The following is a 26,235-nucleotide window of genomic DNA, read 5'->3' as shown; positions in this document are numbered from 1 at the left end:
GGGTGAAAGGTTCCTCGAACACGTGTGAATGGTATCCTGCCTTGGTAGCTGTAGCGGTAGTATTTTCTTACCCGCTGCCGGAATCGACCGTTATCCGATTTGAGAATTGCCATATTCAAAAGAATTGTATGTTGAGCTGGCAGTTGAATAAGGGTGGTATCACGACACATTCGTCCCTGACGAATGTGTCTTTTTGCATTTAAAGAGATAATTTATGGGGAGGGTATTAAGATGCGACAGAGCAATTTATTATTAACAACACTGCGTGAGGTGCCTTCGGAGGCGGAGACCATTAGTCATCAGTTACTGCTGCGTGCAGGATATATCCGCCAATTAGCTGCTGGAGTGTATACCTATTTACCACTTGGTCGGCGGGTTCTGCGGAAGATAGAAGCGATTGTAAGGGAAGAGATGGATCATTCCGGAACCCAGGAGATTTTAATGCCATCCATGCAGCCTGCAGAACTTTGGAAGGAATCAGAACGTTATGATGTTTATGGGAAGGAATTGATGACTTTTAAGGATCGCCATGAGCGGGAATTCATTCTCGGTCCAACGCATGAAGAAGCAGTAACCTCACTTGTGCGGAATGAGATTAGCTCCTATCGTAAGCTTCCTGTTACCGTTTATCAAATTCAGACTAAGTTTCGAGATGAACGGCGACCACGTTCTGGATTGCTAAGAGGAAGAGAGTTCTTGATGAAGGATGCGTACTCTTTTGACATCAGCACAGAAGGACTCGATAAATCATACCTCCAAATGTTCGATGCATATCACCGATTATTTACTCGCTGTGGACTGAAGTTTAGAGCAGTTCTTGCAGATTCTGGTGCGATTGGCGGAGAAGGGGGCAGCCATGAATTTATGGCACTGGCTAATATCGGGGAGGATACGATTGCAGTATGTTCCTCTTGCGATTATGCGGCCAATCTGGAGCAGGCAGAAGCCGTACAGCCTGTAAAGAAAGCATTAAACTTTGAATTACCCGAAATAGAGAAATTCCACACCCCAGATATCCGCACTATAAATCAATTAGAGCAGGAGCTGGAGATCCAGCCCGAGCAGATTATGAAAACATTGATCTATGAAGGAAACGGACAATTCTTTGCTGTAGTGGTTCGAGGAGATCATGAAGTCAATGAGATAAAAGTAAGTAAATATATCGGTGCGGCGGAGATTGCACTTGCTGACTATGATGCTGTGAAATCCTTAACGGGAGTAGAGAGTGGGTTTGTAGGGCCTGTGGGACTGCAAATAACTGTACTCGTTGATGCAGTAGTAACAGAAATGATTCAAGGGACGACGGGGGCGGGAGAAAAAGATTACCATTTCCGAAATGTTGTACCTGGAAGAGATTTTGGGCTTGAACATGTGGGGGATTTTCGTAATGTAGCAGAAGGAGAAGCTTGTCCACACTGCGAGAATGGTGTTCTGCATTTCCAACAAGGAATAGAAGTTGGGCATGTATTTAAACTAGGAACCAGATACAGTGAGAAGCTTAGAGCTACCTTTTTAGACCGTTCTGGCAAGAGTCAGCCTATGATCATGGGGTGTTATGGCATTGGGATCTCACGGCTATTGTCCGCGATAGTAGAACAGAATCATGATGATCAAGGAATAATGTGGCCAGTTGCATTAGCACCTTATCAGGTTCATATTTTGATGATATCCATAAAGGACTTGGAGCAACTGGCAGTTGCAGAGGAGCTGTATTTTCAGCTTACTAAACTCGGTATTGAGACGCTGCTGGATGATAGGGATGAACGTGCTGGCGTTAAATTTAAGGATTCAAGCTTGATTGGTATACCCGTAACGCTAGTAGTCGGTAAAGAAGCTGCACAAGGTAGGGTGGAGTATCTAGAAAGAGCCTCTGCGGGTAAAGAGGTCTTAGAAATGATCGAAGCCCTTTCTCGTATCCAAGAATTCTTTTCGCAGCAGGTATAATTTCTACAACTCATTTCGAAAGCCAATGTTCAGGGCGGGTGAGTGCTGGCGGTAATTTAGTGAGATCATCGCCTTTCGCCGCATTAATCTGCCCCTGAGTTAGAAAAATACTCTCTGATAGATCTGCGCCCCTAAGGTCAGTGTCACGGAAATCTGCACCAATAAGATCTGCATCTCTAAGATCAGCACCTTTAAGGTCAGCGGCAATCAAATAGGCTCCCCTCAGGTTGGCGCCCCTGAGATCTGCATTTTTAAGATTTGCGCCGACAAGGTCAGCGCCACGGCTGAAAGTTCTCGATGCTTTTTTTAGTTTACGACGAGCCTCAGTACGGACAAGTTCACTGACTTGCAACAGCAACAGATTAATCTTTGCTCGATGAGCGTCAACATTCACCTTCTGTAGAGAATCAGGGTTAAGTGAAGTTAGTTGTTCCGTCTCATCGAGTGCTGTTTGCAGCTCAACATGTATTGAATGGGTTATATCTAAGTTCAATGATTCATTTAAGTACCATAGCAATTCGTGCAAATGCCACATGGCCGGAAATACCTCGAACATTTGCTTCGCAGTTTTTGGATTCTTCCGCCAGTCCTCACCAGTATAAGTGACCTGAGAGAGCTTTTGCCCAGCCCCAAAACAGTCATATACAGTACAACCACGAAATCCAAGCGCTCTTAAATCTGTATGTACACCACAGCGAAAGTCCGATTGTAGGTTTTGGCACGGCTGGCCAGCTGCTTTATCCATAGCAAAATCCACTGAAGCTGAAAAAGGTAGTGCGGAACAGCACAAACCGAAGCAGCGCTCACATTCTGCTTTCAGATAGTGACCGTCTCTGTCCGTATAAGGTTCTGTAAATTTGTTGTTTTCAGACACGTTTTGATTCCTCCGATATATAAAACTCGTTTACCAAACTATTCTAATTCATAGAAAAGACTAAGGGAAGTCTGAATTTTTCCAATGCCTACTAACCAATCCATTAAAAAAAACCGAGGTTAATGTTATAATAGAATACTGGACGCATTTTGGACTTAAGAACGAAAAGGTAAGGAGCGATTGTTTTTGAAGACACTCATTATTGCGGAGAAACCGGATATGGGGCGGAATATCGCCGCCGCAATAGAACCAAAGGCCAAAAATTACCGTTCCTATCTTGAAGGGGAGCAGTACATTATTACATGGGCTATAGGGCATTTAATCGGTTTGGCCGAGCCGGATGCTTATGATGTTAAATACAAAAAGTGGAACATTAATGATCTGCCCATTATTCCAGACCAATTCAAACTGGTTCCTAATGCGCGGACAATCGACCAGCTCAAGGTCATTGGAGATCTTGCGAAACGTAGTGATCTTCTAGTGAATTCATGCGATGCCGGGCGAGAAGGGCAGCATATCTTTTCACTCATTCAACGGCATTTGAAGCTGGAGCATCCTGTGAAGCGGCTATGGATCTCGGATTTGACGCCAGAAACCATTCGCAAAGGATTTCAGGAGCTGAAGGATGGATCGGAGTACGAGAATTTAACCAAAGCTGCAAAGGCACGCAGTGAAGCCGATTGGCTCATAGGAATGAATGGATCACGTGCCTTTACTACAAAACATAATGTGCTGCTGTCCGTGGGCAGAGTTCAAACTCCCGTGCTCGCGTTGATTTACGACCGTCAGAAGACCATTGAGGCGTTCTCTTCCCTTAAGTTTTTTGAGGTGGAAGGACATTTTACTCAGAATGAAATGACCTATAAAGGCATGTGGCAGGGAGATCGGCTGACCGACGGGGATAAGGCGGAGGCGCTGGCTGCTAAGGTCAAAGGAAAACCGGGCCGGATTGAGTCTTACGAGGTTAAGGAAACGAAAGAGTATCCCAATAAGCTGTACGATTTAACGCTGCTGCAGCGGGAGGCGAATGGAAAGTACGCTTTTTCCGCGAAAAAGACGCTCGATATCGCTCAAGCGTTATATGAAAAGCATAAGGTGATCTCTTACCCGCGGACGAACTCCAACTATGTTACCGAACAGAATATTCCTGAGATGCATAAGACGTTATCTGCGCTGCAAGGGACGGCTTATGATGAATGGGTGAAGGGTGCGAACCGTAATCTGGTTCATAAAGGGAATAAATTCATCTGCAACCCCTCGAAGGTTGAGGATCACCACGCGATTTTACCTACATATCGTAAAGCATCAGGACTTAGTGCAGATGAGGGAAAGCTGTATGATCTGATTGTTCGGCGCTTTTTGTCTCAGTTCTATCCGGCAGCGGAGTATAAAGTGCATACGGTGATGACCGAGGTTGAAGAGGAAAAGTTCAAAACTACAGTTAAGGAATTATTAAGCCTCGGCTGGAAGGTCATTTACGCAGACCAGAAGAAGGATAAAGCGAAGTCTTCCAAGGGTAAGAACAAGGATGAGGAAGAGGACGAAGAGATCGAAGTGAATGAACCATTTTCTATTGCTCCGGCTGAAGAAGTGGTTTGTAGTGAAGCTATTGTTAAAGAGAAAGATACCCAGCCACCCAAGCATTACACAGAGGGTACGCTGCTTCGAGCGATGGAAAGTGCCGGAAAGCAGATTGAGGATGAAGAGCTTCGCGATGCTATGAAGGATTCAGGGCTTGGAACTCCGGCTACTCGCGCAGCAACGATAGAACGGCTGAAGAATGTCGGATACATCGAAATGCAGGGCAAAAAAATTGCCATTACACAAAAAGGACGAACAGCCATTGAGCTGATTCGTGGAGCGGGTATTGAGCTGTTGACTTCACCGGAAATGACTGGACAATGGGAACGTCGTTTGAACGAAATATCGAGAGGAACGGCTTCGGACGGGCAGTTTATGGAGAATGTAAAAAGATTCGCCTGCATGATTGTAGATAAAGTACGAGTACAATCTCGGGCGTCCAAAACCTCATTTGAAGGGGAGACGCCTTCTGTCAATACAAGTGCTAAAGGGCGAAGTGCTGGAAATACATCTCGTAAAATCACCGACAAACCTGCAGCACCGCGAAAGCGTAAGGTAAGTAGTGAAGAGGAATCCGCCAATTCAGGTCCTAAGGTCATCGGAAGCTGTCCGCGTCCCGGCTGTGGTGGAATGATTTTTATGGGTAAAAAAGGCTACGGCTGCTCTCATTACAAGGAAGGCTGCAAATTCGTGATATGGAAAGAGAATCATGGTCGTACACTCACGGATGCGCAAGTGAAGGCGTTGGTTGAGAAAGGTCGGACAGGCAAGCTAAAGCTTACCAGCGAAGACGGTACACCTCTGGAAGGCAAGCTAGTGCTTCAAAATATGGATACGGGCCAATTAGCAATAGAATCATAGCCGATCGGAACGAATGTGTGTACGGTAAAAAGGTGTCTCTAGCCATGATGGATACATGGCAGAGACACCTTTTTAATAACGCCTTATAATTATTCAGCGGATTTAGCCAGCTGCGCTTCAATCGCTGCAGTTAACCCTTCATAGGAGGAGTCAGGAAGCAAGGCACCGTTTACCATGAATTTAGGTGTTCCGTTGACGCCGTATGATCCCGCGATCTTGAAATCTTCTTTGACGTCGAACATGTAGGTGTGATTCTTGAGATCGGTCTCGAATTGTGTGTAATCAATACCTTCGATGTTATTTTTGACGAAATTTAGAATGAACTTCTGTGTGGCCCATATTTTGCTCTCATCACCTTGATTGGCGTAGAGCTTATGAAGATATTCCCAGAACTTCTCGTTGCTTTGCTTATAAATGGCTTCGCCTGCACTTGCAGCAAGATAGGAATCTCGATCCAAAAAGGCAAAGTTCATGAAGAAGAGCTCAACTTTACCGGTATCCACGTAGTCCTTAACAAATGTATCCAGATATTTCTCCGTCCAATTTTTGCAGGCAGGACATTTGAAATCTGCGAATTCGATGACTTTGATTTTGGCATCAGGGCTTCCAAGATGAGGTTGCTTTTCATATTTCAGCCCATCAACAACAATGCTCCCCTTCACATCGGTGTAGTTAGGTAGCCCCTCTGTACTGTCCGTCTTGTCATTTAGAATGAAGACAATAACAGCAATAAGGATTACAACAATTACGCCTAAGAGCATGGGAAGCATTGTTTTGTTAGTTCGAGAATGGTTGGACTTCACTTTCTTATTCATATCTCATCTCCTACCTCCTATGGGAATGGTACAAAAATAGTATAATCATCCCAAAGGAAGAGAAGATATGTCATTTGTAACAATGTCTGAGGTTACGTTACACCTAGAGTTTCTGCAGAGTAGCAGTACGAATAACAGGAGGAACCTCATGGATGGAGGAAATCGTCTTCACAGCTTGCTGCATCTCTTGCTCTAGTTCTATAAGATTGTAACTCCATTCATTCTGTTGTTTCAGATAGATACTGTTAATGCCTGCGGTTACTGCCGGAAGTACATCTGTGCGTAGCGAGTTACCAATCATCCAAGTACGTTTACGGTCAAAGCCTTGTGTAGTCAAAATATTCTCAAGCGCCTCAACATTTTTATGTTGACGAATATAGATCCGGTCATCAAAGTAAGCATCCAGCTTCATTTGTTCAATTTTACGTTGTTGGATCGTATCGTCTCCACCTGTATACAGGAATAAATGGTGACCATCCTGCTTCAGAGTATCCAGCGTTTCAACCATACCAGGGTAAGCTTCGATTTCTTGATCATAGACGCTTAATCCAAGCTTATGTAACTGTTGCTCTTGAAAACGGTCCGTCGGACGATTATATTTGGCGCAGAAATAGCGGTAGGTAGCGATTAGGGATTTAGGGAAATTATCGCTGGCCAGACCACTTGTGTTGACCGTGTGCACGTCAATTTCTATTTGTTTGTTACGTAATTCACTGGTACTTGGGCCAAATTCATTAAACCAATCGGTCATCAGCTCAAAATATTGCCCTAAAATCAGATCGAAATATTTGTTGCAGTGGACCAGTGTATCATCTAAATCAAAAATCACCTGTTGTGTCGTGTATTTCATATCTCTCACTCCTTGGATCTGTATCTGTATCGTGTTCTATAGGTAAATATAAGACTCTAGAAACATCTGAAGCTCTGATGCGCCGTCAGGGCGAATACTGAAACGTTCATCTTGTTCACCCCTAAGATGGATGCGGAGTAGGCCGGCTACTCGTAGAATCATAAGGTGATGCATCAGCATTTCTCTGGATTGATTAAGATCAGATTGCATCTCCCACAACGACTTGGGTTCATGTGCGACATAGCGTAGCAATCGAAGTCTGGTGGGGTCGGAAAGTGCCTTGGTCATGCGCAAAAGCACCATGGGTGGTTCGTTTTCGTCTTCTAAAGGTACATCTACAGGATACTGTACGATTACCATGGTTTTGTAGAAGCAGTAGGTGTTAATCGGACGATTATGAACAGTTGGTAGTAATACAATTGTTTTAAGATCCGTGATTTCCTCGAAAACTACACCGCCAGATGCGTATTCAATTAGAGAAATGGGGTCCATTTTGCTTTCAAGCATTTTTTTCTCAGAAGCATCTTCAATTAATAGCGGTAATATTTTGTGCTCCACATGGCGGAAGTATTGCTCGTACCAGAGACGCAAGAGTGGACTATAGCTGCTCCGGATCCGAAAAGCATCTTCAATCGTAAACTCCTGAATGAGCGGAGCGATCTGCTGATAACATTCTTCTATGGAGGCTGAATCCAGATCATCTAAGAAATGCTGAACTGACGTTGCGGGTCCTCGAATGTATACCCAGGCATATAGCACATCATAATCCGTAAAAGGCCATTCGGCGGCCTGCATTAAAGCTGTTACCTTATGAGAAGAAATGCGATCTTCCACATCACTTATCCAGTGGGGACCAATGTCCAAATTGGAGATCCATTTTCTAGTTACATATAACATAAAACTGTCCAGCAGTTCATAAACCGGCGATACGTCGATCTTTAATTCGTACTCCATGTCTCATGCACCCCCAGGAAATCCGTAACATCTTCATATTATCTCTTGTTTTGAAGAGGGTTGTCCACTATAATGTTCGGTGTTTGCCAATTGGCGTTAGAACAAATTAGCGTTATTAATCATAGGGGGATATCATCTGTGTCAGACCGGCCAAGATTATCTATTCGAAGTAACAGCAAAATGAATTTCATGATTCTTATTACCGCTACTATAGCGGCTGGACTCAGCCAAGGAATGCTGCTTCCCGTATTATCCATTCTATTGGAGCAGAAAGGAGTTTCCTCTTCGCTTAATGGACTAAATGCAGCTGCTTTATACATAGGATCATTCGGAATGACCTTGATTGCTGAAAGAGTTCTCGGAGCGATTGGATTCAAAAAACTGATTGCTGGCGGGATAAGCTTAGTCTTAGTAAGCTTGCTCTTATTCCCCTTTTTTCCTGGAATCAAAATATGGTTTGTGTTACGTCTACTTGTTGGTGTTGGTGATGCAGCTATCAATTATGCCGCCCAGCTGTGGGTGCTGCTAATGACGCCTGCCGAGCATCGCGGACGAAATCTTTCCCTGTATGGGATGTCCTATGGTCTGGGGTTTAGCTTGGGGCCACTTGGAATCAGTCTGCTGCGCTTTGGTCAGGCAACACCTTTTATTGTTCTAGCTTTTCTTTTTTTGCTGGTCCTAATACTTGCCATTACAATGCTTCCAGATTCACGACCAGATAAAGTTGATAGTGGAGAAAGTCAGGTACGCCGGTTTGGACGTTGTTACAGTTTAGCATGGTTCGCTTTAATTCCTGCACTCCTTTACGGTTTCATGGAAGCAAGCTTAAACAGTAATTTTCCAGTGTATGGCCTCCGGATCGGATACAGCACGGATCAAATTGCAGCCTTATTGCCTTTTGCGGGCATAGGGGGACTGTTGTTACAATTCCCGTTAGGACTGTGGAGTGACCGATTTGGTCGGAAGAAGGTGTTGATTCTTACTGGGATTGGAGGCGGAATTGCCTTCGCATTATTGCCATTAGCAGGTGACCATTTCAAAGTGACGATGGTGCTGTTGATGATTGCAGGTGGACTTGTAGGTTCCTTTTTCTCGTTAGGGCTTAGTCTGGCTGCGGATATTTTACCACGACATTTACTGCCTGCTGCAAATGTGGTTGCTTCTTTTCATTTTAGTATAGGCAGTATTATAGGTCCAGGTATCGGCGGTTTGCTCATGCAAGTCGGCTGGGGCGGGGGGATTTTCGGCTTAATGGGCGCTTTATATATCGCCTTCGGATTGTTGGGGTTATTTTTCTCGCCACGGCAAAAAATTTGAGGTAAGATAAGAACGAGTGCTCGCATGGAAATTCATCTGGCTTTCAGAGTACACTATAGATTATAGATAAAGACAGGGAGAGGCTGAACTATGATCACAGTTGAACACTTAGCAAAGGCAGTTGGGGAAGATAAGAACCCAGTTCTACAGGATATAGGGTTTCAATTAGAACCGGGTGAGTTCGTAGCAATACTTGGAGCTAGCGGTAGCGGTAAGACCACTTTACTGCGCTGTTTAGCGCTGCGTGAGAAGTGGGATAGAGGGAATTTTAGAGTGGACGGTACAGATATAATGGCGAGTGCCTTTACAGGTAAAAGAAAAATCCGCCGCGAATGGGCATACCTGGAGCAGAATGCAGAGCTCAATCCTAACCGTACTGCGTTGAAAAATGTACTGATCGGCCAGTCCGCGCAAACGCCGTTATGGCGAATGGTCACTGGGATGGTGCGTTCAGATGATTATATGGGTGCAATGGATGAATTGGATGCCCTTGGACTCCTGGATAAGGCGAAGATGAAGACAAGTCAACTCAGTGGCGGAGAAAGGCAGCGTGTAGCGATTGCTAGAGCGTTGACTCACGGTGCTAAAGTGATTTTAGCGGATGAACCGGTTACGGGATTAGATCCTAAATCTGCGGAGAGTGTCTTGGAAACATTGCGGAAGCTGTGTAAAGAAACCGGGCTTACGGTTGTAACGGTGTTACCGATTGAATTAGCGGAACGTTTTGCTACGCGTCTATGGGTACTAGAAGATGGCAGAATTAAGCATGATATAAAGGGGCGCAGATTAACGTTCCAAGAGCGTGCAAATCTTTAAATATAGGACACGGATAAGGAAAAGAGTGATGAAGTTGAATATGAGAAGTCTTAGGTGCTTTGTAGCCGCAACGCTGACGTTATCCGTACTGTCAGGTTGTACTTTCATCAGTGATCCTGTTTCTAAGATGAAATCCCCACAATTGTCTGCTGACAAAGCAACGCTTATGGCTGCTATTAATTCACTTAAGCCAGCAGGTTCCACGTTGATTCGTCCGACCAATGACGATGATAGTACCATCTTTACTGAGGATCTCAATAAGGATGGAGTTATGGAGACGCTAGTATTCTATAAGACGCCTGGAGAAGCCGTAATAATTCACGGGATGATACTGGAGAAACAGGGCGACACTTGGGTCAAGAAACTTGTATTCGATGGCGACGGATCTGTACTGGAGTCGGTTGATTTGAAGGATATGACGGGTGATGGGAAGCTTGAAATTGTTACCGGCTATTCACAAGGTGAAGAAAAAGGTCTTGTCGTTTATAGCTATTCCAGCGGATCATTAGAAGAAGTACTTTCACATCCTTATACAAAATATATGATTGAGGATATTAATGGGGATGGAATTGAAGACATCACCGTTGTTTACTTTAAAAGAAATGAATTTGCAACCATTTCGGTCTATCAATACAATGATGGCTTTAAGGTGCTCGATAAGCTTGAGAATATCGACCCTTATTTTAATAATTATTACAATATTGTTGCAGGAAAAATCTCAGAGGATAAAGAAGGAATCGTATTGGATGCTGCGGTGGATTCCCAATCTGCGTATACCTCAATTGTCGTTATGGAGAATAACAAGCTGCGCGTCGTATTACCAGGCGATGCGCGAACTTTTAAAGATCGTCGGATTGCAAGCGAAGATATTGATCATGATGGCATTATTGAAATTGGATTGCTTGAGGCACCTAAAGGATGGGAGTATTTCGATCCAGCTGAAACTCCATACTTTACCACTTATTATAAATGGGATGGAAAAGAAGGTCTGACCTTTGCAACCCAGCTATATCATGATCCATCGGATCGATTCAATATTAATTTTTCACCGGAATGGCATGGGAAGGTGACAGTGGATACGAAATCGGTTCTGGATGAGAACCTTAAGTTCATCATGTCAGATACCGGTGAGACGGTTGCTGAGGTTTCCTTCTTCTCTCCTTCAGAATGGGATCGCGTAAAGAATGACGGTTGGGATCTGCTTGCACGTGATGCAGACAAGGTCATCGCCTACCGCGGTAAGTTAGAACAAAGTACAAGAAAAGAAGGAAGTAATAAAATTGCTTCCCCTATAGAAAGGAAGGGAATAGATGAGTAAAGTACTGATACTGGAAGATGAGGAGTCCATTCGTAGTTTTATTGTCATTAACTTGAAGCGTAATGGGTTTGAAGTGATAGAGGCTGCGGACGGGCATGAAGCCCTTCACAAGTTAACCACGATCCCTGATATTGATATTGCTCTATTGGATGTAATGGTTCCGGGTATTGATGGATTTGAAGTATGTAGGCGGGTAAGAGAAACCAATGAACGTTTGGGGATTATTTTTCTGACAGCCAAGGTTCAAGAGCAAGATAAGGTATATGCATTATCTGTAGGAGCAGATGACCATGTTAGTAAGCCATTCAGCCCGACAGAACTGATTGCTCGAATTCAATCATTGCTGCGCCGAGTAAACGTTCATCGTGAACAGTCAGCGAAAGTTTCTTTCGTTTCAGGACCATTTACCTTGGATCTTATTTCCAAACATTTTAAACGTGATAATGAAGCGATTGAACTGACACCCACGGAGTTTTCATTGATCCAATTCTTTCTCGAAAAAGAAAATACGCCGCTCAGCCGCGATCTTCTGCTGGATCATGTGTGGGGCAAGGAGTATATGGGAGATCCTAAGATTGTGGATGTGAATATTCGTCGTCTGCGTCAAAAGATAGAGAATAATCCGTCAGAGCCAGAATTTTTGCAAACGGTATGGGGACACGGATATAGATGGAAAGGCCAAGTACAATGATTAAGAAGGGGATGCGCAGACAAATTGTTCTACACTACATTCTTGTAGTTTTTTTGGCGCTTCTCCTAGTAGAAGTTATCTTCCTGCTTGCCATCAGAACGTATTATTATGACAGTGTATATAGCAAGATGAAAAATCATATTACCACTGCAGAGTCGTTTTTTCATAAATACGAGCTAGAGGGCGATAACAACTCGACCCAGCTGCAAAAGCTGCTGGAAAGATTTGAGTTGAACAATACTGAGCTAGAAGTATTAACCTTGACTGGGGATATGATCACCAGTTCGACTGGTTTTCAGCCAGACCGTACGATTACAACTAGTGATGTCCCTGAAGCAGTGGGCGGGAGTATCGGGCGCTGGGTAGGGCGCCAGAGCGGTACTAACGAGAGTGTTATGGCTGTGTCTAAAACGGTGCAAATTCACGGACGTGATACGTATATTCTAAGATATCTTACTTCACTCGAAGGTATTAACAACGACTTGCTTAATCTTACATTACTGTCCATTGGTATAGGTGCGGCTGTTATGGCTGTTGTTATCGTGTTCAGCATCGGGCTTGCCAATTCAATTGTAAAGCCGCTCAATAACATTACGGCGGTTTCAGCCCAGATGGCTAAGGGTAGATTTAATGTGCGGATTAAGGGGAATTACAAATTTGAGATTGGTGACTTGGCTTCCACGCTGAATTATATGGCTCAGGAAATTGTGCGCAGCAATCAGATTAAAGATGATTTCATCTCGTCCATTTCACATGAGCTTCGGACGCCCCTTACTAGTATTAAGGGTTGGAGTGAAACCTTGGTCTCTGGAGGCTATGATCCGGAGGAGACGAAGCTTGGAGTCAGCATCATTTCCAAAGAAAGCGAACGCTTGATTGGTCTGGTAGAGGAGATTTTAGACTTTTCAAAGCTGCAGCAGAACCAGATGAAGCTGTCCATTGGGATTGTTGATGTGAAAGTATTACTTCAGGAGACCATACTAAATATATGGGCCAAGGCAGAGAAGAAACGGATTCACTTGCTTCTTGAATGTGAGGAAGGGATCTTTGTTAAAGGGGATGCCAACCGTCTAAAACAAGTATTCTTAAATCTGGTAGACAATGCTGTGAAGTTTTCCCATGAGGACTCCAGTATAGAATTGTCTGCGAAGAGACTTTCCAATACAGAGACTGCTATCATAGTTCGTGATAGCGGCATTGGGATTAGTGAAGCACATATCTCAAGGGTTAAAGACCGTTTCTTTCAAGTGGATGCGTTGAACGGCGGAACGGGCTTAGGTCTAGCCATCTCACAACAAATCGTGGAACTTCACCACGGGAAGCTCGAAATGGAAAGTGAGCTAGGTAGTGGAACTGAAGTTACCGTAATCTTACCTCTTACTGAGAAGCTGCCTGAAGTCAATTCAGATCATGTAGCACAAATTACAGCTACCTTACCTGAATCAGATGTCTAGGAGGTATGGAAATGGAAGTATGGGGGAATTCGATTCGGATCGTTCGTGGAGAGCCTGATCGGACAGGTGATATCTTGAGGCTGCTGCAGGAAGCAGCAAATTGGATGGAGCGAAATGGGATAAAGCAATGGACCCCCGGCCAATTTAACGAGGAGGATATTACAGGTTATTTCGCCGATAGGCATGTATATCTTGCGATTGACGGTGAAGCAGTAGTTGGAATGTTTACGTTACAATTCAGTGATCCTCAATACTGGGGAAGCAAAAACGATGAGTCTTATGCATATTTGCATAGATTAGCTGTAGCGGGATCACACCGCAGTCAGGGACTTGGTCAGCATATGCTTAAATATGCTGTGGTGCGAGCCATTGGAGCTTGGATACAGAGGACTCAGATTTGATACCGTCGCACATAACATTAAACTTAATCGTTATTATCAGAGCATGGGTTTTCATTACATGGGTACTAACGATATGGGAAATGGTCGTTTAGTGAACCTGTATGAGCATTTTGAGGAACAACCTGATGCCGATCGTCTGATTCTTAGATTTATTTCTGAATCGGACTTTGAGCACTTGAAACGATGGAGTGTTTCACCTGAGTATCTGAAGCAATGGGCTGGACCTTCGCTAACTTTTCCTCTTGACGATGACCAGCTTACTAAGTATTTAGATGGAGCTAATCATCCAGCGAATTCTGATCGCCTTATCTTCTGTGCGGTGCACGAAGCTACTCAGCAGGTCGTGGGACACATCAGCTTTTCAGGCATAGACCGGTCCAATCGATCTGCACGTATTGGCAGAGTAGTAGTAGATACTGATTATCAGGGAAGAGGCTTTGGAACAAGGATGATGAATGAAATGCTCCGAATCGGATTTGAGGGCTTGGGTATGCGTCGTCTTTCCCTGGGGGCTTATGCTTTCAACACCGTTGCCCTGAAAACCTATGAGGCACTGGGCTTTAAGCGGGAAGGTGTAGTGCGTGAATCGGCGCTGTTTGGGGAGCAATATGTAGATGGTGTGGAAATGAGCATTTTAGATCGAGAATGGTTAGCACTCCAAGAATCATAAAGATTAACTTCTAACAACCGAAGGAGCTGTTGCTCTGGTCATGATCGACCAGGACAACAGCCCCTTTTTATAAATATAATAATATATAAGTTTCACACTATACATTATCCTTATATTTCTCGCATAAACGCTTACCGTCCATTTGGGACGCCGAAGGCGTTTTTGCTTGATAAAGAATTTATATATATAATGGTTTTATGAAGGGAGAACTTCCCGTAGACGTCCTGTCTTCTCATAAACATCCTGAAACAGACGGGAGGGTTGATTTCGAACCGCTGGCTTAGGAGTTACGGTCTCATAGGGCCCAACAACTACAATATTATTAATACTTCCCTTGACGACAGCACCATCCTTAATAATGGCGCCTTCACCAATAATGGCATTTTCAATCTGTACTCCACGTCCAATGCGAACGCCAGGCATAATAACGCTTTGTTTAATTTGGCTCATTTTTCCAATTTCCACACCATTGAAGATTACTGAACGTTGCAGGCTGCCTTCTTGTGTGCAGAATTCATTCACGAGAGAGTCCGTTGATGGCATCTGAACACGTGGTTTATGAACAGCAAGCTTAGTCCGGCGAATCCGGCTATACATCGGCCAATGAGCTTTGTCGAGCTTCATGCCATTGTTTTTTTGCAGAAGATCCATATGTGCTTCCCAGAGACTACCCACAGTACCAACATCTCTCCAATATCCTTTGAAGCGGTAAGCGAATAAATCATCATTCTGATCAAGCATTGTTGGTATAACGTCTTTACCAAAGTCATGACTGGAATTCGGATTAGCTGCATCCCGCAACAAGTGCTCCTTCAGATAAGCCCACTCAAACAGATATATACCCATAGAAGCTAAATTACTTTTAGGTACTTTTGGTTTTTCCGCAAACTCAGAGATTTTCAGTTCCTCATTTACGTTCATCACTCCAAAACGGCTGGCTTCATCCCATGGCACCTCCATGACGGAGATCGTGGCTTTAGCAGCCTTGCCAACATGATAATCCAGCATTTTGCGGTAATCCATATGGTAAATATGATCACCGGACAGAATAAGTACATGCTCTGGATTACAACTATCGATATACTCAATATTCTTATAAATCGCATCAGCTGTTCCTGTATAGCTGTCTCTGCCTTCAACACCGGAAGGAAGCAAGGTGACACCTTTATCCTTTTGACTATGTAAGCCCCAAGGTTCACCTTCACCGATGTGATCGTGCAAGGATTCAGCTTCATATTGCGTAAGAACACCTACTGTATCGATTTTAGAATTTACACAATTACTTAGTGGGAAATCAATAATTTTATACTGTCCACCGAAAGGGACTGCAGGCTTAGCCATACTGGAAGTCAAGGGAGCCAATCTGCGGCCTTCCCCTCCTGCCAAGAGCATGGCGATACAATCTTTTTTGTTATTCATTTGTTATCCCTCCCATTATTTTGTCAATGCTTGTTATATAAACGCACGACAAGCACTTGAAACGACATAGGTGAAGTATATTGCTGTGTAAAAAGAAAAATTACAATTAATATTTCTTTATCAGAAAATCTTTTGTTTTCACATCAAATCATTTTCAAAATGGTAATATTCGGGTAATCTAATAGGTACAAGCATTCAAAAAGGTGGTGTAGAATTGGCTGAAATCGCAACAATCGATACCCTTCCGTCAGCTGCTGATATTTATTTGTTCCATGAGGGCACCAATTTTCGCAGCTATTCTATGCTGGGTGCGCACACTGCCGCTGAAGAAGGCGTTACGGGCGTGCGCTTTACCGTGTGGGCTCCTCATGCGACATATGTAGGACTAGCTGGTGATCATAATGGCTGGGATGGAACGCAGGACATGGACTCGTTATATAAGATACCCGATTCAGGATTTTGGAGTCGCTTTTTTCCGGGAATAAAGCCGGGAACTTTTTACAAATACAGAATTGTTGCCAGTGATGGTTCCAGCTTTCTCAAAGCGGATCCATTTGCCTTCAAAGCTGAGGTTCGACCGGCAACTGCATCCGTTGTTACGGATCTCAGTGGTTACCGTTGGGGAGATGCTGCATGGCGGAGAAAGAGCAAAGCTCCGTATCATCAACCGCTGAACATTTATGAGATGCATTTTGGAACTTGGCGTCAAAAAGAAGATGGGGAATTTTATAGCTACCAGGAAATGAGTGAAATATTAATTCCTTATTTGGTGGAAATGGGCTATACCCATGTAGAGTTTATGCCACTTGCTGAGCATCCATACGATTTATCTTGGGGCTATCAAGGAACGGGGTATTTCGCAGCTACGAGTCGGTATGGTGAACCCCATGAGTTAATGTATTTAATCGATCACTTGCACCAAGCAGGCATTGGTGTCATTCTGGATTGGGTTCCGGCCCATTTTGCAAAGGATGCACATGGTTTAAGAATGTTTGATGGCTCGCCACTTTATGAATATGCAGATCCAATGTTGGCGGAGAAACCAGGCTGGGGGACTCTTTCGTTTGACTTCAGCAAGCCAGAGATTTCATCGTTCCTCATTTCTAATGCGCTCTTTTGGTTTGAGTATTATCATATTGACGGGATGCGGGTAGATGCGGTTACCAGCATGCTTCGTCTCGATTTTGAAAAACAGGCTCATCAATACCGGCGTAACGTGAATGGGGGTCTGGAGAATTTAGAGGCCATTAAATTTATTCAGAACCTGAACAAAGCGATATTTCAGTACTATCCTAAGGCATTGATGATGGCAGAAGAATCCAGTGCGTGGCCTGGAGTTACAGCGCCAGCTCATGAAGGGGGTCTCGGTTTCAACTATAAATGGAATATGGGATGGATGAATGATACTTTGGGCTACATAGAACATGATTTCTGGGGTCGCCCTCATCATCATAATTTATTAACATTTCCAATATGTTATGCTTATGCCGAAAATTATGCATTACCGTTATCACATGATGAGGTTGTACATGGCAAGAAGTCGTTACTTGACAAAATGCCAGGTTCTTATGAGCAAAAGTTCGCAGGACTTAGGCAACTGCTCGGTTATCAAATTTCCCATCCCGGAAAGAAACTCCTGTTCATGGGAGGAGAATTTGGTCAATTTATCGAATGGAAGGATCAGGAGCAGCTGGATTGGCTACTGCTGGACTATGACAGCCATCGTGGCATGCTAGCTTACACTGCTGCACTTAATAAACTGTATCGCTCGGAGAAAGCCCTGTGGGAGCTTGATCATTCCCAAGAGGGTTATCAATGGATTGATGCAGATGACAATGAACAAAGCGTGATTTCATATCTGCGTAAAGGCAAGAAGCCAGGAGATACGTTGCTGTTTATCATCAATTTTCAACCTGTCCAACGTCAACAGTATCGTATAGGTGTTCCACGCCCAGGAATTTATGAAGAGCTCTTTAGCTCAGAAGATGTAGTGTTCGGAGGGTCGGGTATACACAACTTGCCTCAGAAGAGCAAAAAGTTAGAATGGCATAATCAGGTGAACAGTATAGAGCTAACATTACCGCCTCTTAGCTTCCTGGTGTTTAAGAAATCGTCACGAGTGGGTAAGAGTAAAGAGGCAAATGAGTCATAGATTAAAGAACGAATAGAGAATCCGTACACTTTAAAGGGGGAAATAATCATGAAAGTTTTATTTGCCGCAGCTGAAGCTCATCCATTTATCAAAACGGGTGGTCTGGCCGATGTCATTGGGGCATTACCTAAAGCGCTGAAGGGTGCCGGGGTGGATGTACGAGTGATTTTGCCTAAATATCGTGGGATTCCAGAAAAGTTCACTTCAAAAATGGAGCCTTTAACAGAAGTGTATGTGCCAATCGGTTGGCGTAATCAATACTGCGGAATCGAGCATATGGTTTATGACGGTATCCCCGTTTACTTTATCGACAATGAATATTATTTTGGACGGGACGGAATCTACGGATATATGGACGATGGAGAGCGCTTCGCGTTCTATAATCGTGCGGTGCTGGAGTGTCTGCCAGCGATTGATTTTCAGCCGGACGTCTTGCATTGCCATGATTGGCATGCGGCTGTAATCCCCATGCTGCTACAGGGGCATTATCGACATGATCCATTTTTCAAAGAGATGCGAAGTGTATTTACTATACATAACCTGTTGTATCAGGGCGTGTTTCCTTATGAAGTACTTGGGGAGTTATTGGGTCTCGACAGTAGTTATTTTCTAGGGGTTGAGTATTACGGAAATGTGAATTTCTTAAAAGGAGGCATTGTATACAGCGACCGTGTCACCACAGTAAGTCCAACCTACTCGGAAGAAATTCGGACACCTTATTATGGTTACGGATTGGATGGTCTGTTAAATGCGAGAGCGGATGTTTTGAGCGGTATTGTGAATGGAATTGATACAAAAAGCTATAATCCTGCAACAGATACAAGTCTTGTTACCCGTTACCGTTCTAATCTATCTAAGAAAACGGAGAACAAATTAGCCTTGCAGGAGGAATTAGGACTACCTGTGGATGCCAATATTCCGATGGTAGCTATGGTTACTCGTCTTGTGGATTCCAAAGGCTTAGATTTGCTTACTCGTGTATTGGATGAACTGCTATATAATGATGACATTCAATTTGTACTGCTTGGAACTGGGGATGAGTCCTATGAGCGATGGTTCAGGGAAGCAGCTTGGCGTTATCCGTCAAAGCTATCTTCGCAAATCCTCTTTAATGATGCTCTCTCACGTAAAATATATGCCGCTAGTGATATCTTTCTTATGCCTTCCAAGTTTGAACCTTGTGGCATCAGTCAGCTTCTCGCTTTGCGCTATGGCAGCATACCCGTTGTGCGGGCAACCGGTGGCCTGAATGACACGGTTCAACCTTATAATGAAGAATCCGGTGAAGGGAACGGCTTTACGTTCAGCAACTATAACGCCCACGATATGATGTTTACACTTCGCCGGGCGATCTCGTTATACAAGCAGCCAGAACACTGGAAAAAGATTACGAAAAATGCCTTCGCTGGCGATTATAGCTGGAATGTATCGGCTCAGCAGTACATTGATATTTACAATGAAATTACGGAATAAAGATTCATCAGATTCTGTAATAGGTTAATAAGGGAGTGCGCTGAAGTATGACTCATACTTTAGTGTACTCCTTTTTTTGATGGAAATTATTAAGGGCAATTTGCCGCATGATTTGGTTAAGAGAGGGAATAGTAAAAATGTATAAAATTATATAAAAATTAAATAAATTTGGAATGATAGGTCTAAGAAGATGAGCTCTTTGCTGTGAAACCCAATAAAAGGAAGTTATTGTCACAATTATGCCTTTGCATATTCATGCGTTCTGATTTATAATAAGTCGGTCAAAGGGACTACTAAGATTTTTTTTTCATAAGAATAGGGGAGATATAGAAATGAACAAATGGGGTAAACTTAGTTTAGGTATGCTATTAGCAGTAGGCCTGTTGTCAGGCTGCGGTCAAAATAAAAATGATAGTGATACCGCTGCAAGTGGAGATGCAACTAACGGTGGGGCTACTAAGAAGCTTACTATGGGCACAAGTGCAGATTTTCCTCCTTACGAATTCCATAAGGTAGTAGACGGTAAAGATACTATCGTGGGCTTCGATATCGATATTGCTAAGGAAATTGCTGCCGATATGGGTGCAGAGCTTGTGATTAAGGACTTGCCATTCGATTCACTATTAAACGAATTGTCCAGTGGAAGAGTAGATATTGTAATTTCTGGACTTAGCCCGACGGAAGAACGCAAAAAAGCTGTTGATCTTTCAGACATTTATTACAAGGCGGAGCAAGCGATTGTTGTGCGCGAAGCGGACAAAGATAAATACGCCACTATGGATGCTGTAAAAGGTACAAAGATTGGTGTACAAACCGGATCCATTCAAGAAGAAATTGCTAAAGGGATCGAGGGAGCGAAAATCACTTCGCTTGGTAAAATCTCCGAAATCGTTCTACAATTGCAATCCAATCGTGTAGATACTGCTATCATTGAAGGACCCGTTGCCAAATCATTCGTTAAGAATGTTCCTGGTCTTGTAATCACTGATGCTAAGCCAGAAGTTGAGGATGACGGTTATGCTATTGGTATAAAAAAAGGAAACAAAGAGCTACTGGATCAAGTAAACAGCACACTGACACGTTTAAACTCAGAAGGTAAAATTGATGAGTTTGTGACGGCAGCTAGTGAGCTTGCAGATAGCACGAAATAAAGAAATAACGTATTTTTTTAAAGGCTGCTTAAGTAAATTGTATGTGTATACAGAAAATAGCGGCAATAAGCTATTTTCTATTTTTTTGGAGATGGGAGGATAGAATATGGACATTAAATTATTTCAAATGGCTTATGATTATCGTGATTTTTTCCTGACCGGTTTGCAGTATACCTTACTGCTTGCTGTTCTGGGTGTATTCTTTGGTTTTATTCTAGGGATTATCGTTTCCTTGCTACGTATGTCCAAATGGGGTGTGCTTCGCTTCTTGGCAACAGCCTGGGTAGAATTCCTTCGTGGTACACCTATGCTTGTACAACTGTTTCTCATCCATTATGGATTGGCTACGTTTGGGATTGAGTTTACACCGATTCAGTCGGGTGCAATTACCTTATCCATTAACAGTTCTGCTTATCTTGCAGAGATTTTCCGTGCGGGGATACAGGGTGTAGATCGTGGACAAATGGAGGCAGCCCGTTCTCTTGGTATGAAGCAAGGGATGACTATGCGTCATATTATACTCCCTCAAGCACTTAAGAGTGTTCTTCCGGCCATCGGAAATGAATTCATCACTATTATCAAGGAATCATCCATTATTTCTTTTATCGGCGTAACGGATTTGATGTTTCAAGCCCGAACAGTTACAACGATTTCTTACGATGGTATGACACCCCTAGTAATTATCGCATTTATGTACTTTGTGCTGACATTTACGCTATCGAAGATTCTGGGTAGACTGGAAAGGAGGCTGAATACCGATGATCGCCGTTAAGAATTTGCAAAAAAATTATGGGAAGCTGGAAATTCTCAAGGGAATTGACTTGGAGATTCATAAAGGTGAGGTCGTCGTCGTTATCGGACCGAGTGGATCGGGTAAAAGTACCTTTCTGCGCTGTTTGAATCTCCTGGAGCAGCCAACTGGTGGCGAAATCACTTTTGAAGGTGAATCTATTACCTCCAAAAAGCACGATATTAATGTCACGCGTGAGAAGATGGGAATGGTATTTCAGCAATTTAACCTCTTTCCTCATAAAACAGTTCTGCAGAACATTACACTAGCACCGATTAAGGTAAAAAAACAGCAGCAGTCCGAAGCGGATAAATTCGCAATGGAGCTGCTTAAGACAGTAGGCCTTGAAGATAAAAAGGATGCTTATCCTGCTCAGCTGTCCGGAGGACAGAAGCAACGGATCGCGATTGCCCGTGCGCTGGCGATGCAGCCTCATGTGATGCTCTTTGACGAGCCAACCTCAGCCCTTGATCCAGAGATGGTCGGTGAGGTGCTGGAGGTTATGAAGAAGCTTGCAGAAGATGGGATGACTATGGTCATTGTTACACATGAGATGGGCTTTGCCCGCGAAGTGGGCGACCGTATTCTATTTATGGATGGCGGCGTGATTGTAGAGCAGGGTACACCTGCACAAGTATTCGGCAATCCTCAGCATGTACGTACTCAGGATTTTTTAAGTAAAGTGTTATAAATAAGTCAAATTGTAGCGGCGCTCGGGCAGGTTATCCGGGTGCCGCTTTATTTTTTTAACAGTTGCGTGATTTGAGGATATAATGGACTGAGTTCATTTATTTATGTAAACCATGTATAATAGATGGTCAATCAACTTGAAAAGGAGTACATACATAATGAGAGATGATCTGCGCCGGATCGGCATTATTGATATTGGTTCTAACTCCATACGTCTTGTAATCTATGATACAACGCCGGAGGGAGGCTATAAGATCATCAAGGAGTGTAAGTACTCTGCGCGTCTTAGTGAGAAGATTACGAAGGAAGGCCGACTGGAACAGAAGGATATGGAGACCATAATTCCAGTCTTGCGCCAGTTTAAAGAGATCTGCAATGCTTTTGAAGTGGAGACTATTCGCGCAGGGGCTACAGCGGCAATCAGAAATGCAGCTAACTCCAGTGAAATTATTACCTTTTTGTCAGAAGCATCTACCATTCCAATTGAGGTTATCAGTGGTCATCAGGAAGCTTACTTTGGTTTCTTGGGTGTTATAAACGCATTTAATGTTGAGGATGGCTACGTCATCGATATTGGTGGCGGGAGTACTGAAATTACACTTTTTCGCGGGCGGCGATATCAACATAGCATTTCCTTTCCGTTCGGAGCGGTGAATACCAATCTTATGTTTGGTCAAGGCGGGAACTGGAATGGAGAGCAGATTCAGAAACTTGAAACCTATGTTCTGGGGAGATTGGTTGAACATGATTGGCTTAACGCAACAGCAGGTCTTCCGTTGTTTGGTCTGGGAGGCACGGTTCGTTCTTTAGGGAAGCTGGATCAAAAGACTAGAGCCTACTCTTTACCAAACTCTCATGGCTACACCATGGCCAGTGAGACGATTGAACATTTTATGAACACATTACCTTCAATGCCTTATGATAAACGTAAAGATTTAGACGGGTTGTCTAAGAGTCGGGCAGATATCATTGTGTCCGGGTTGATTATTTTTCATACGGTATATCAGTATATTGGGGCTAGCCAGGCTGTAATCAGCGGGGAAGGGCTCAGGGAAGGTATGTTACATGATTTACTGAAGCCAGAGCAACCGGTGCGGGACAGTGCGCTTGAATACAGCTTAAATACGATCATTCGGTTTGATATTCGTACCTCTAAACGGTATTTAGATCATATTAATAAGCTTGCGCTAAGTCTGTTTGACGCGTTCAAGGATGAGGAGAATAAAGCTGAACATGAGATGTTAATTTATGTATCCATCATGCTACATCGAACGGGGTCTAACATTAACTATTATCAATCTAAACGGCACACCCTGTATTGGCTGATGAATTCACCGATTCGTGGACTGACACACCGCCAGCTTATCCTGTGCGCGTTGATTGCCTCGTACAGCACAAAAAGCCGGAAGCAGAAATTGTCCCAGATGTATAAGGACATTTTGCTGCCTTCCGACGAAGAGTGGATTCATAAGCTCGGATCGCTTGTACAGCTAAGCATTGCACTGGACAGCACCGAGATCGGGATTGTAAGCGGCTTGAAAGCTAATCTACACGGCAATACCCTTAATCTGGACCTTGAGGGCGCTTCAGCGCTTCTGATTGGTCTAGAGGACATTGAGAACGCCATAAAAGCATTTAAGAATGCTTGGGCTGTGAAGGTAAAACTCGATTTTCCTTCCAACGTGTAACATCCATTGCTGCGAACTGGCTCCGGAAAGGGGCCTTTTTGTCGTCTGGTTGCTCGTAATATCCATTAGGCTGTAAGAAGCTTGCCTTCACATTATCTTTAAGGGATAGTTCAAGAATCTTAACAATTTGTTTGCGTATATTGCTGTCTCTTACCGGACACATCAGCTCGATCCGTCGAGTTAGGTTTCTAGTCATCCAATCTGCACTGGATAAATACACCTCAGGATTCCCGCCATTTTCAAAATAGTAAATTCTTGAATGCTCCAGAAAGCGGTCGACAATACTGCGAACCGTAATGTTTTCGCTCAAGCCTTCAATCCCCGGACGAAGACAACAAACCCCCCGAACGATTAAGTCGATAGATACACCAGCCTGTGCGGCACCATATAAATCGTCGATGACTTGTTGATTAGAGAGTGAGTTCATTTTGGCAATGATACGTGCAGGTCTTCCAGCTGCAGCATGCTCCGCTTCACGCTTCATTAATTTTTGTAAGGAAAGGCTCATGTCCGTTGGAGCTACAATGAAGGAATTCCAGTCAAAATCAGCGGAATATCCCGTCATTTGATTAAACAGCTCTGAAGCATCAAGTCCGATATCGCTTTGAGCAGTAAATAGACTGAGATCCGTGTAGACTTTGGCTGTACTGTCATTGTAGTTTCCTGTGCCTACATGTACGTAGCGACGTAGCTCTTGACCTTCCTGACGGACAATCAAGGTAACTTTGGCATGTGTTTTGAGTCCAACAAGACCATATACAACATGACATCCGGATTTTTCAAGTTGACGAGCCCAAGCGATGTTGCGTTCCTCATCAAATCTGGCTTTTAACTCAACAACTACTGTTACCTGTTTTCCGGATTCAGCAGCATTAGCCAGTGCAGTAATCAGAGGAGAGTTACCGCTAACCCGATAGAGTGTCATCTTAATAGCCATTACTTGTTCGTCCTCTGACGCTTGAATGATAAAGTCCGTCATCGCATCAAAGGATTCGTAAGGGTGGTAGACGAGGACATCTCGCTCACGTAATACCTCGAAGAAATCCTCGTTCTCTTCAAATTCAGCTGGGTAGACCGGCTCAATACTTGGATAGTTTAAGTAACTAAAGCCCTTAATACTGCCGGCGAAGTTACGAAGGAAACTTAGATCTAGCGGACCTTCAATTTCGAATACGAAATCTTCAAGTTCAAACTCAGCTTGCAGCTGTTCCAAAGCATATGGATGAATTCCTTTTTGTACTTCAAGTCTTGCTGGAACACCGCGGCGACGCTTGCGCAGCTCCTTTTCAATCTCTTCCAGAAGATCCTCGGCCCCTTCTTCGTCGATCGTGAGATCAGAGTTGCGGGTCAAACGAAATTCACTAACGGCAACCGGCTCGTAACCACTGAATAAAGTTTGAATGTGATGACGGATGACATCCTCTATAAATACGAACTGCCGTTTCTTACTGTTAGATCGGTGTGGTAGTGGAATACATCTTGGCAGATTAGATGGAATTTGCAGAATAGCAAAAAAAGGCTCTTCTTCAAGGCCATTCTTACGAGTAAGAACAACTGCTAAATAGATAAATTGGCTATGAACGAGTGGAAACGGTCGACTCTGATCTACAGCCATTGGCGTAAGTACAGGATAGATGATATCCCGGTAATATTGTTCTATGGACTGTTCCTGTGCATGAGTGAGATCCTCATAATCCACAAAAACGATACCTTCTTTATGCAAACTCCGTGAAATATCACGGAAAATCCGGTATTGGTCGGCAACAATTTTGGTAACTCGTTTGATGAGACGTTTGTATAGCCCGGAAGGGGTGTAGCCAGTGAAATCTTTTTTAGTATAGCCTGCCCGGATTTGATCTTGAATTCCTGCCACTCGAACGCTTATGAACTCATCAAGATTGCTTGAGACGATAGCCAGAAATCTAGCCCGTTCCATTAGCGGATTATCGGGGTCTTGAGCTTCTTTAAGCACGCGTCGGTTAAATTCGATCCAGCTCAAATCTCTATTGAGGTAAGCAGTGGCTGGGCTGCTTTGGTTGTTTTTATTCTCTTCTGTATTCATGGGACCTCCAAATATGATTCGTTGTCTATATCTATTCTATTTATCATATTCTATCATTCTACTATTGGATAAAGCATGAAATGTTAACGCTATGTAAAATATTCGGGAATTTTATATGTTATTTTTTAAAAAAATGTGTATGAATCTTTAAATGTAGTTTACATAATAAAAAATATGTTAACCAGTACCTCCAAAAATGACAATATTGAAACTTGATTTTTCATAATGGTAACAATTACATAAGCACAGGTTACAAAATTGTGA

21 protein-coding genes are annotated in these 26,235 nt (G+C 43.5%); 15 read left to right on the top strand and 6 right to left on the bottom strand.

Going from position 1 to position 26,235, the window contains the following annotated elements:
• Positions 1–231 precede the first annotated feature (231 nt).
• Positions 232–1,944 (top strand): proline--tRNA ligase, encoded by a 1,713-nt coding sequence (locus tag MHB64_RS16760; protein WP_341134931.1) that lies wholly within the window; start codon positions 232–234, stop codon positions 1,942–1,944.
• Between the two features lie 10 nt (positions 1,945–1,954).
• On the opposite strand, the gene MHB64_RS16755 is transcribed toward MHB64_RS16760, so the two are convergent.
• Entirely contained in the window at positions 1,955–2,818 is an 864-nt protein-coding gene (locus MHB64_RS16755) for a pentapeptide repeat-containing protein (protein WP_341134930.1), read from the bottom strand.
• A gap of 186 nt (positions 2,819–3,004) precedes the next feature.
• Between MHB64_RS16755 and MHB64_RS16750 the strand changes: the two genes are divergently transcribed.
• Positions 3,005–5,260 carry a type IA DNA topoisomerase gene (locus tag MHB64_RS16750; protein ID WP_341134929.1) on the top strand — a complete coding sequence of 752 codons (2,256 nt, stop codon included), beginning with the start codon at positions 3,005–3,007 and terminating at the stop codon, positions 5,258–5,260.
• Between the two features lie 89 nt (positions 5,261–5,349).
• Here MHB64_RS16750 and MHB64_RS16745 read toward each other — a convergent pair whose 3' ends face one another.
• From MHB64_RS16745 to MHB64_RS16735, 3 genes are all read right to left on the bottom strand, one after another.
• On the bottom strand, positions 5,350–6,075 hold the full coding sequence (locus MHB64_RS16745) for a DsbA family protein (protein ID WP_094872916.1): 726 nt from the start codon (positions 6,073–6,075) through the stop codon (positions 5,350–5,352).
• Between the two features lie 103 nt (positions 6,076–6,178).
• A complete protein-coding gene (locus MHB64_RS16740) occupies positions 6,179–6,925 on the bottom strand; it encodes an HAD family hydrolase (RefSeq protein WP_094872914.1) in 747 nt (248 codons plus the stop codon).
• A gap of 36 nt (positions 6,926–6,961) precedes the next feature.
• Positions 6,962–7,879 (bottom strand): ArsR/SmtB family transcription factor, encoded by a 918-nt coding sequence (locus MHB64_RS16735; protein ID WP_280787556.1) that lies wholly within the window; start codon positions 7,877–7,879, stop codon positions 6,962–6,964.
• Between the two features lie 162 nt (positions 7,880–8,041).
• Between MHB64_RS16735 and MHB64_RS16730 the strand changes: the two genes are divergently transcribed.
• The 7 genes from MHB64_RS16730 (at position 8,042) to MHB64_RS16700 (ending at position 14,546) form a co-directional block, all read left to right on the top strand.
• Positions 8,042–9,196 (top strand): MFS transporter, encoded by a 1,155-nt coding sequence (locus MHB64_RS16730; protein ID WP_094872984.1) that lies wholly within the window; start codon positions 8,042–8,044, stop codon positions 9,194–9,196.
• 90 nt (positions 9,197–9,286) lie between these two features.
• Complete coding sequence (locus MHB64_RS16725) at positions 9,287–10,012, top strand: phosphonate ABC transporter ATP-binding protein (RefSeq protein WP_060623387.1); 726 nt, start codon at positions 9,287–9,289, stop codon at positions 10,010–10,012.
• A 40-nt stretch (positions 10,013–10,052) separates the two neighbouring features.
• On the top strand, positions 10,053–11,330 hold the full coding sequence (locus MHB64_RS16720) for a hypothetical protein (RefSeq protein ID WP_094872983.1): 1,278 nt from the start codon (positions 10,053–10,055) through the stop codon (positions 11,328–11,330).
• Complete coding sequence (locus tag MHB64_RS16715) at positions 11,323–12,021, top strand: response regulator transcription factor (protein WP_042128265.1); 699 nt, start codon at positions 11,323–11,325, stop codon at positions 12,019–12,021. Before MHB64_RS16720 ends, MHB64_RS16715 begins: the two co-directional genes overlap by 8 nt.
• Positions 12,018–13,475 carry a sensor histidine kinase gene (locus tag MHB64_RS16710; RefSeq protein WP_094877440.1) on the top strand — a complete coding sequence of 486 codons (1,458 nt, stop codon included), beginning with the start codon at positions 12,018–12,020 and terminating at the stop codon, positions 13,473–13,475. Before MHB64_RS16715 ends, MHB64_RS16710 begins: the two co-directional genes overlap by 4 nt.
• Before the next feature lie 11 nt (positions 13,476–13,486).
• Positions 13,487–13,876, top strand: a complete 390-nt coding sequence (locus tag MHB64_RS16705; RefSeq protein WP_341134928.1) for a GNAT family N-acetyltransferase — start codon at positions 13,487–13,489, stop codon at positions 13,874–13,876.
• Between the two features lie 58 nt (positions 13,877–13,934).
• On the top strand, positions 13,935–14,546 hold the full coding sequence (locus MHB64_RS16700) for a GNAT family N-acetyltransferase (protein ID WP_341134927.1): 612 nt from the start codon (positions 13,935–13,937) through the stop codon (positions 14,544–14,546).
• Positions 14,547–14,741: 195 nt separating this feature from the next.
• Here MHB64_RS16700 and MHB64_RS16695 read toward each other — a convergent pair whose 3' ends face one another.
• Positions 14,742–15,965, bottom strand: coding sequence for a glucose-1-phosphate adenylyltransferase (locus MHB64_RS16695; protein WP_341134926.1), 1,224 nt, complete (start codon positions 15,963–15,965; stop codon positions 14,742–14,744).
• A 301-nt stretch (positions 15,966–16,266) separates the two neighbouring features.
• Between MHB64_RS16695 and glgB the strand changes: the two genes are divergently transcribed.
• The 6 genes from glgB (at position 16,267) to MHB64_RS16665 (ending at position 23,909) form a co-directional block, all read left to right on the top strand.
• On the top strand, positions 16,267–18,117 hold the full coding sequence (glgB, locus tag MHB64_RS16690; protein WP_445671641.1) for a 1,4-alpha-glucan branching protein GlgB: 1,851 nt from the start codon (positions 16,267–16,269) through the stop codon (positions 18,115–18,117).
• A gap of 48 nt (positions 18,118–18,165) precedes the next feature.
• A complete protein-coding gene (glgA, locus tag MHB64_RS16685) occupies positions 18,166–19,590 on the top strand; it encodes a glycogen synthase GlgA (RefSeq protein ID WP_341134924.1) in 1,425 nt (474 codons plus the stop codon).
• Between the two features lie 332 nt (positions 19,591–19,922).
• Positions 19,923–20,741, top strand: coding sequence for a transporter substrate-binding domain-containing protein (locus MHB64_RS16680; RefSeq protein ID WP_341134923.1), 819 nt, complete (start codon positions 19,923–19,925; stop codon positions 20,739–20,741).
• Positions 20,742–20,847: 106 nt separating this feature from the next.
• Complete coding sequence (locus tag MHB64_RS16675; protein WP_256989731.1) at positions 20,848–21,513, top strand: amino acid ABC transporter permease; 666 nt, start codon at positions 20,848–20,850, stop codon at positions 21,511–21,513.
• Positions 21,500–22,222 carry an amino acid ABC transporter ATP-binding protein gene (locus MHB64_RS16670; protein ID WP_042188767.1) on the top strand — a complete coding sequence of 241 codons (723 nt, stop codon included), beginning with the start codon at positions 21,500–21,502 and terminating at the stop codon, positions 22,220–22,222. Before MHB64_RS16675 ends, MHB64_RS16670 begins: the two co-directional genes overlap by 14 nt.
• A 157-nt stretch (positions 22,223–22,379) precedes the next feature.
• Positions 22,380–23,909 (top strand): Ppx/GppA phosphatase family protein, encoded by a 1,530-nt coding sequence (locus MHB64_RS16665; RefSeq protein ID WP_179281529.1) that lies wholly within the window; start codon positions 22,380–22,382, stop codon positions 23,907–23,909.
• Here MHB64_RS16665 and ppk1 read toward each other — a convergent pair.
• Entirely contained in the window at positions 23,857–25,971 is a 2,115-nt protein-coding gene (gene ppk1, locus MHB64_RS16660) for a polyphosphate kinase 1 (RefSeq protein ID WP_094869161.1), read from the bottom strand. The genes MHB64_RS16665 and ppk1 overlap by 53 nt on opposite strands.
• Positions 25,972–26,235: the final 264 nt, after the last annotated feature.

This window comes from Paenibacillus sp. FSL K6-2859 (assembly GCF_038008265.1).
Taxonomy (GTDB): Bacteria; Bacillota; Bacilli; order Paenibacillales; family Paenibacillaceae; genus Paenibacillus_AQ; species Paenibacillus_AQ nitricinens.
Note: the sequence above shows the minus strand (reverse complement) of the source record. Positions and strands in the feature narration are given on the sequence as shown.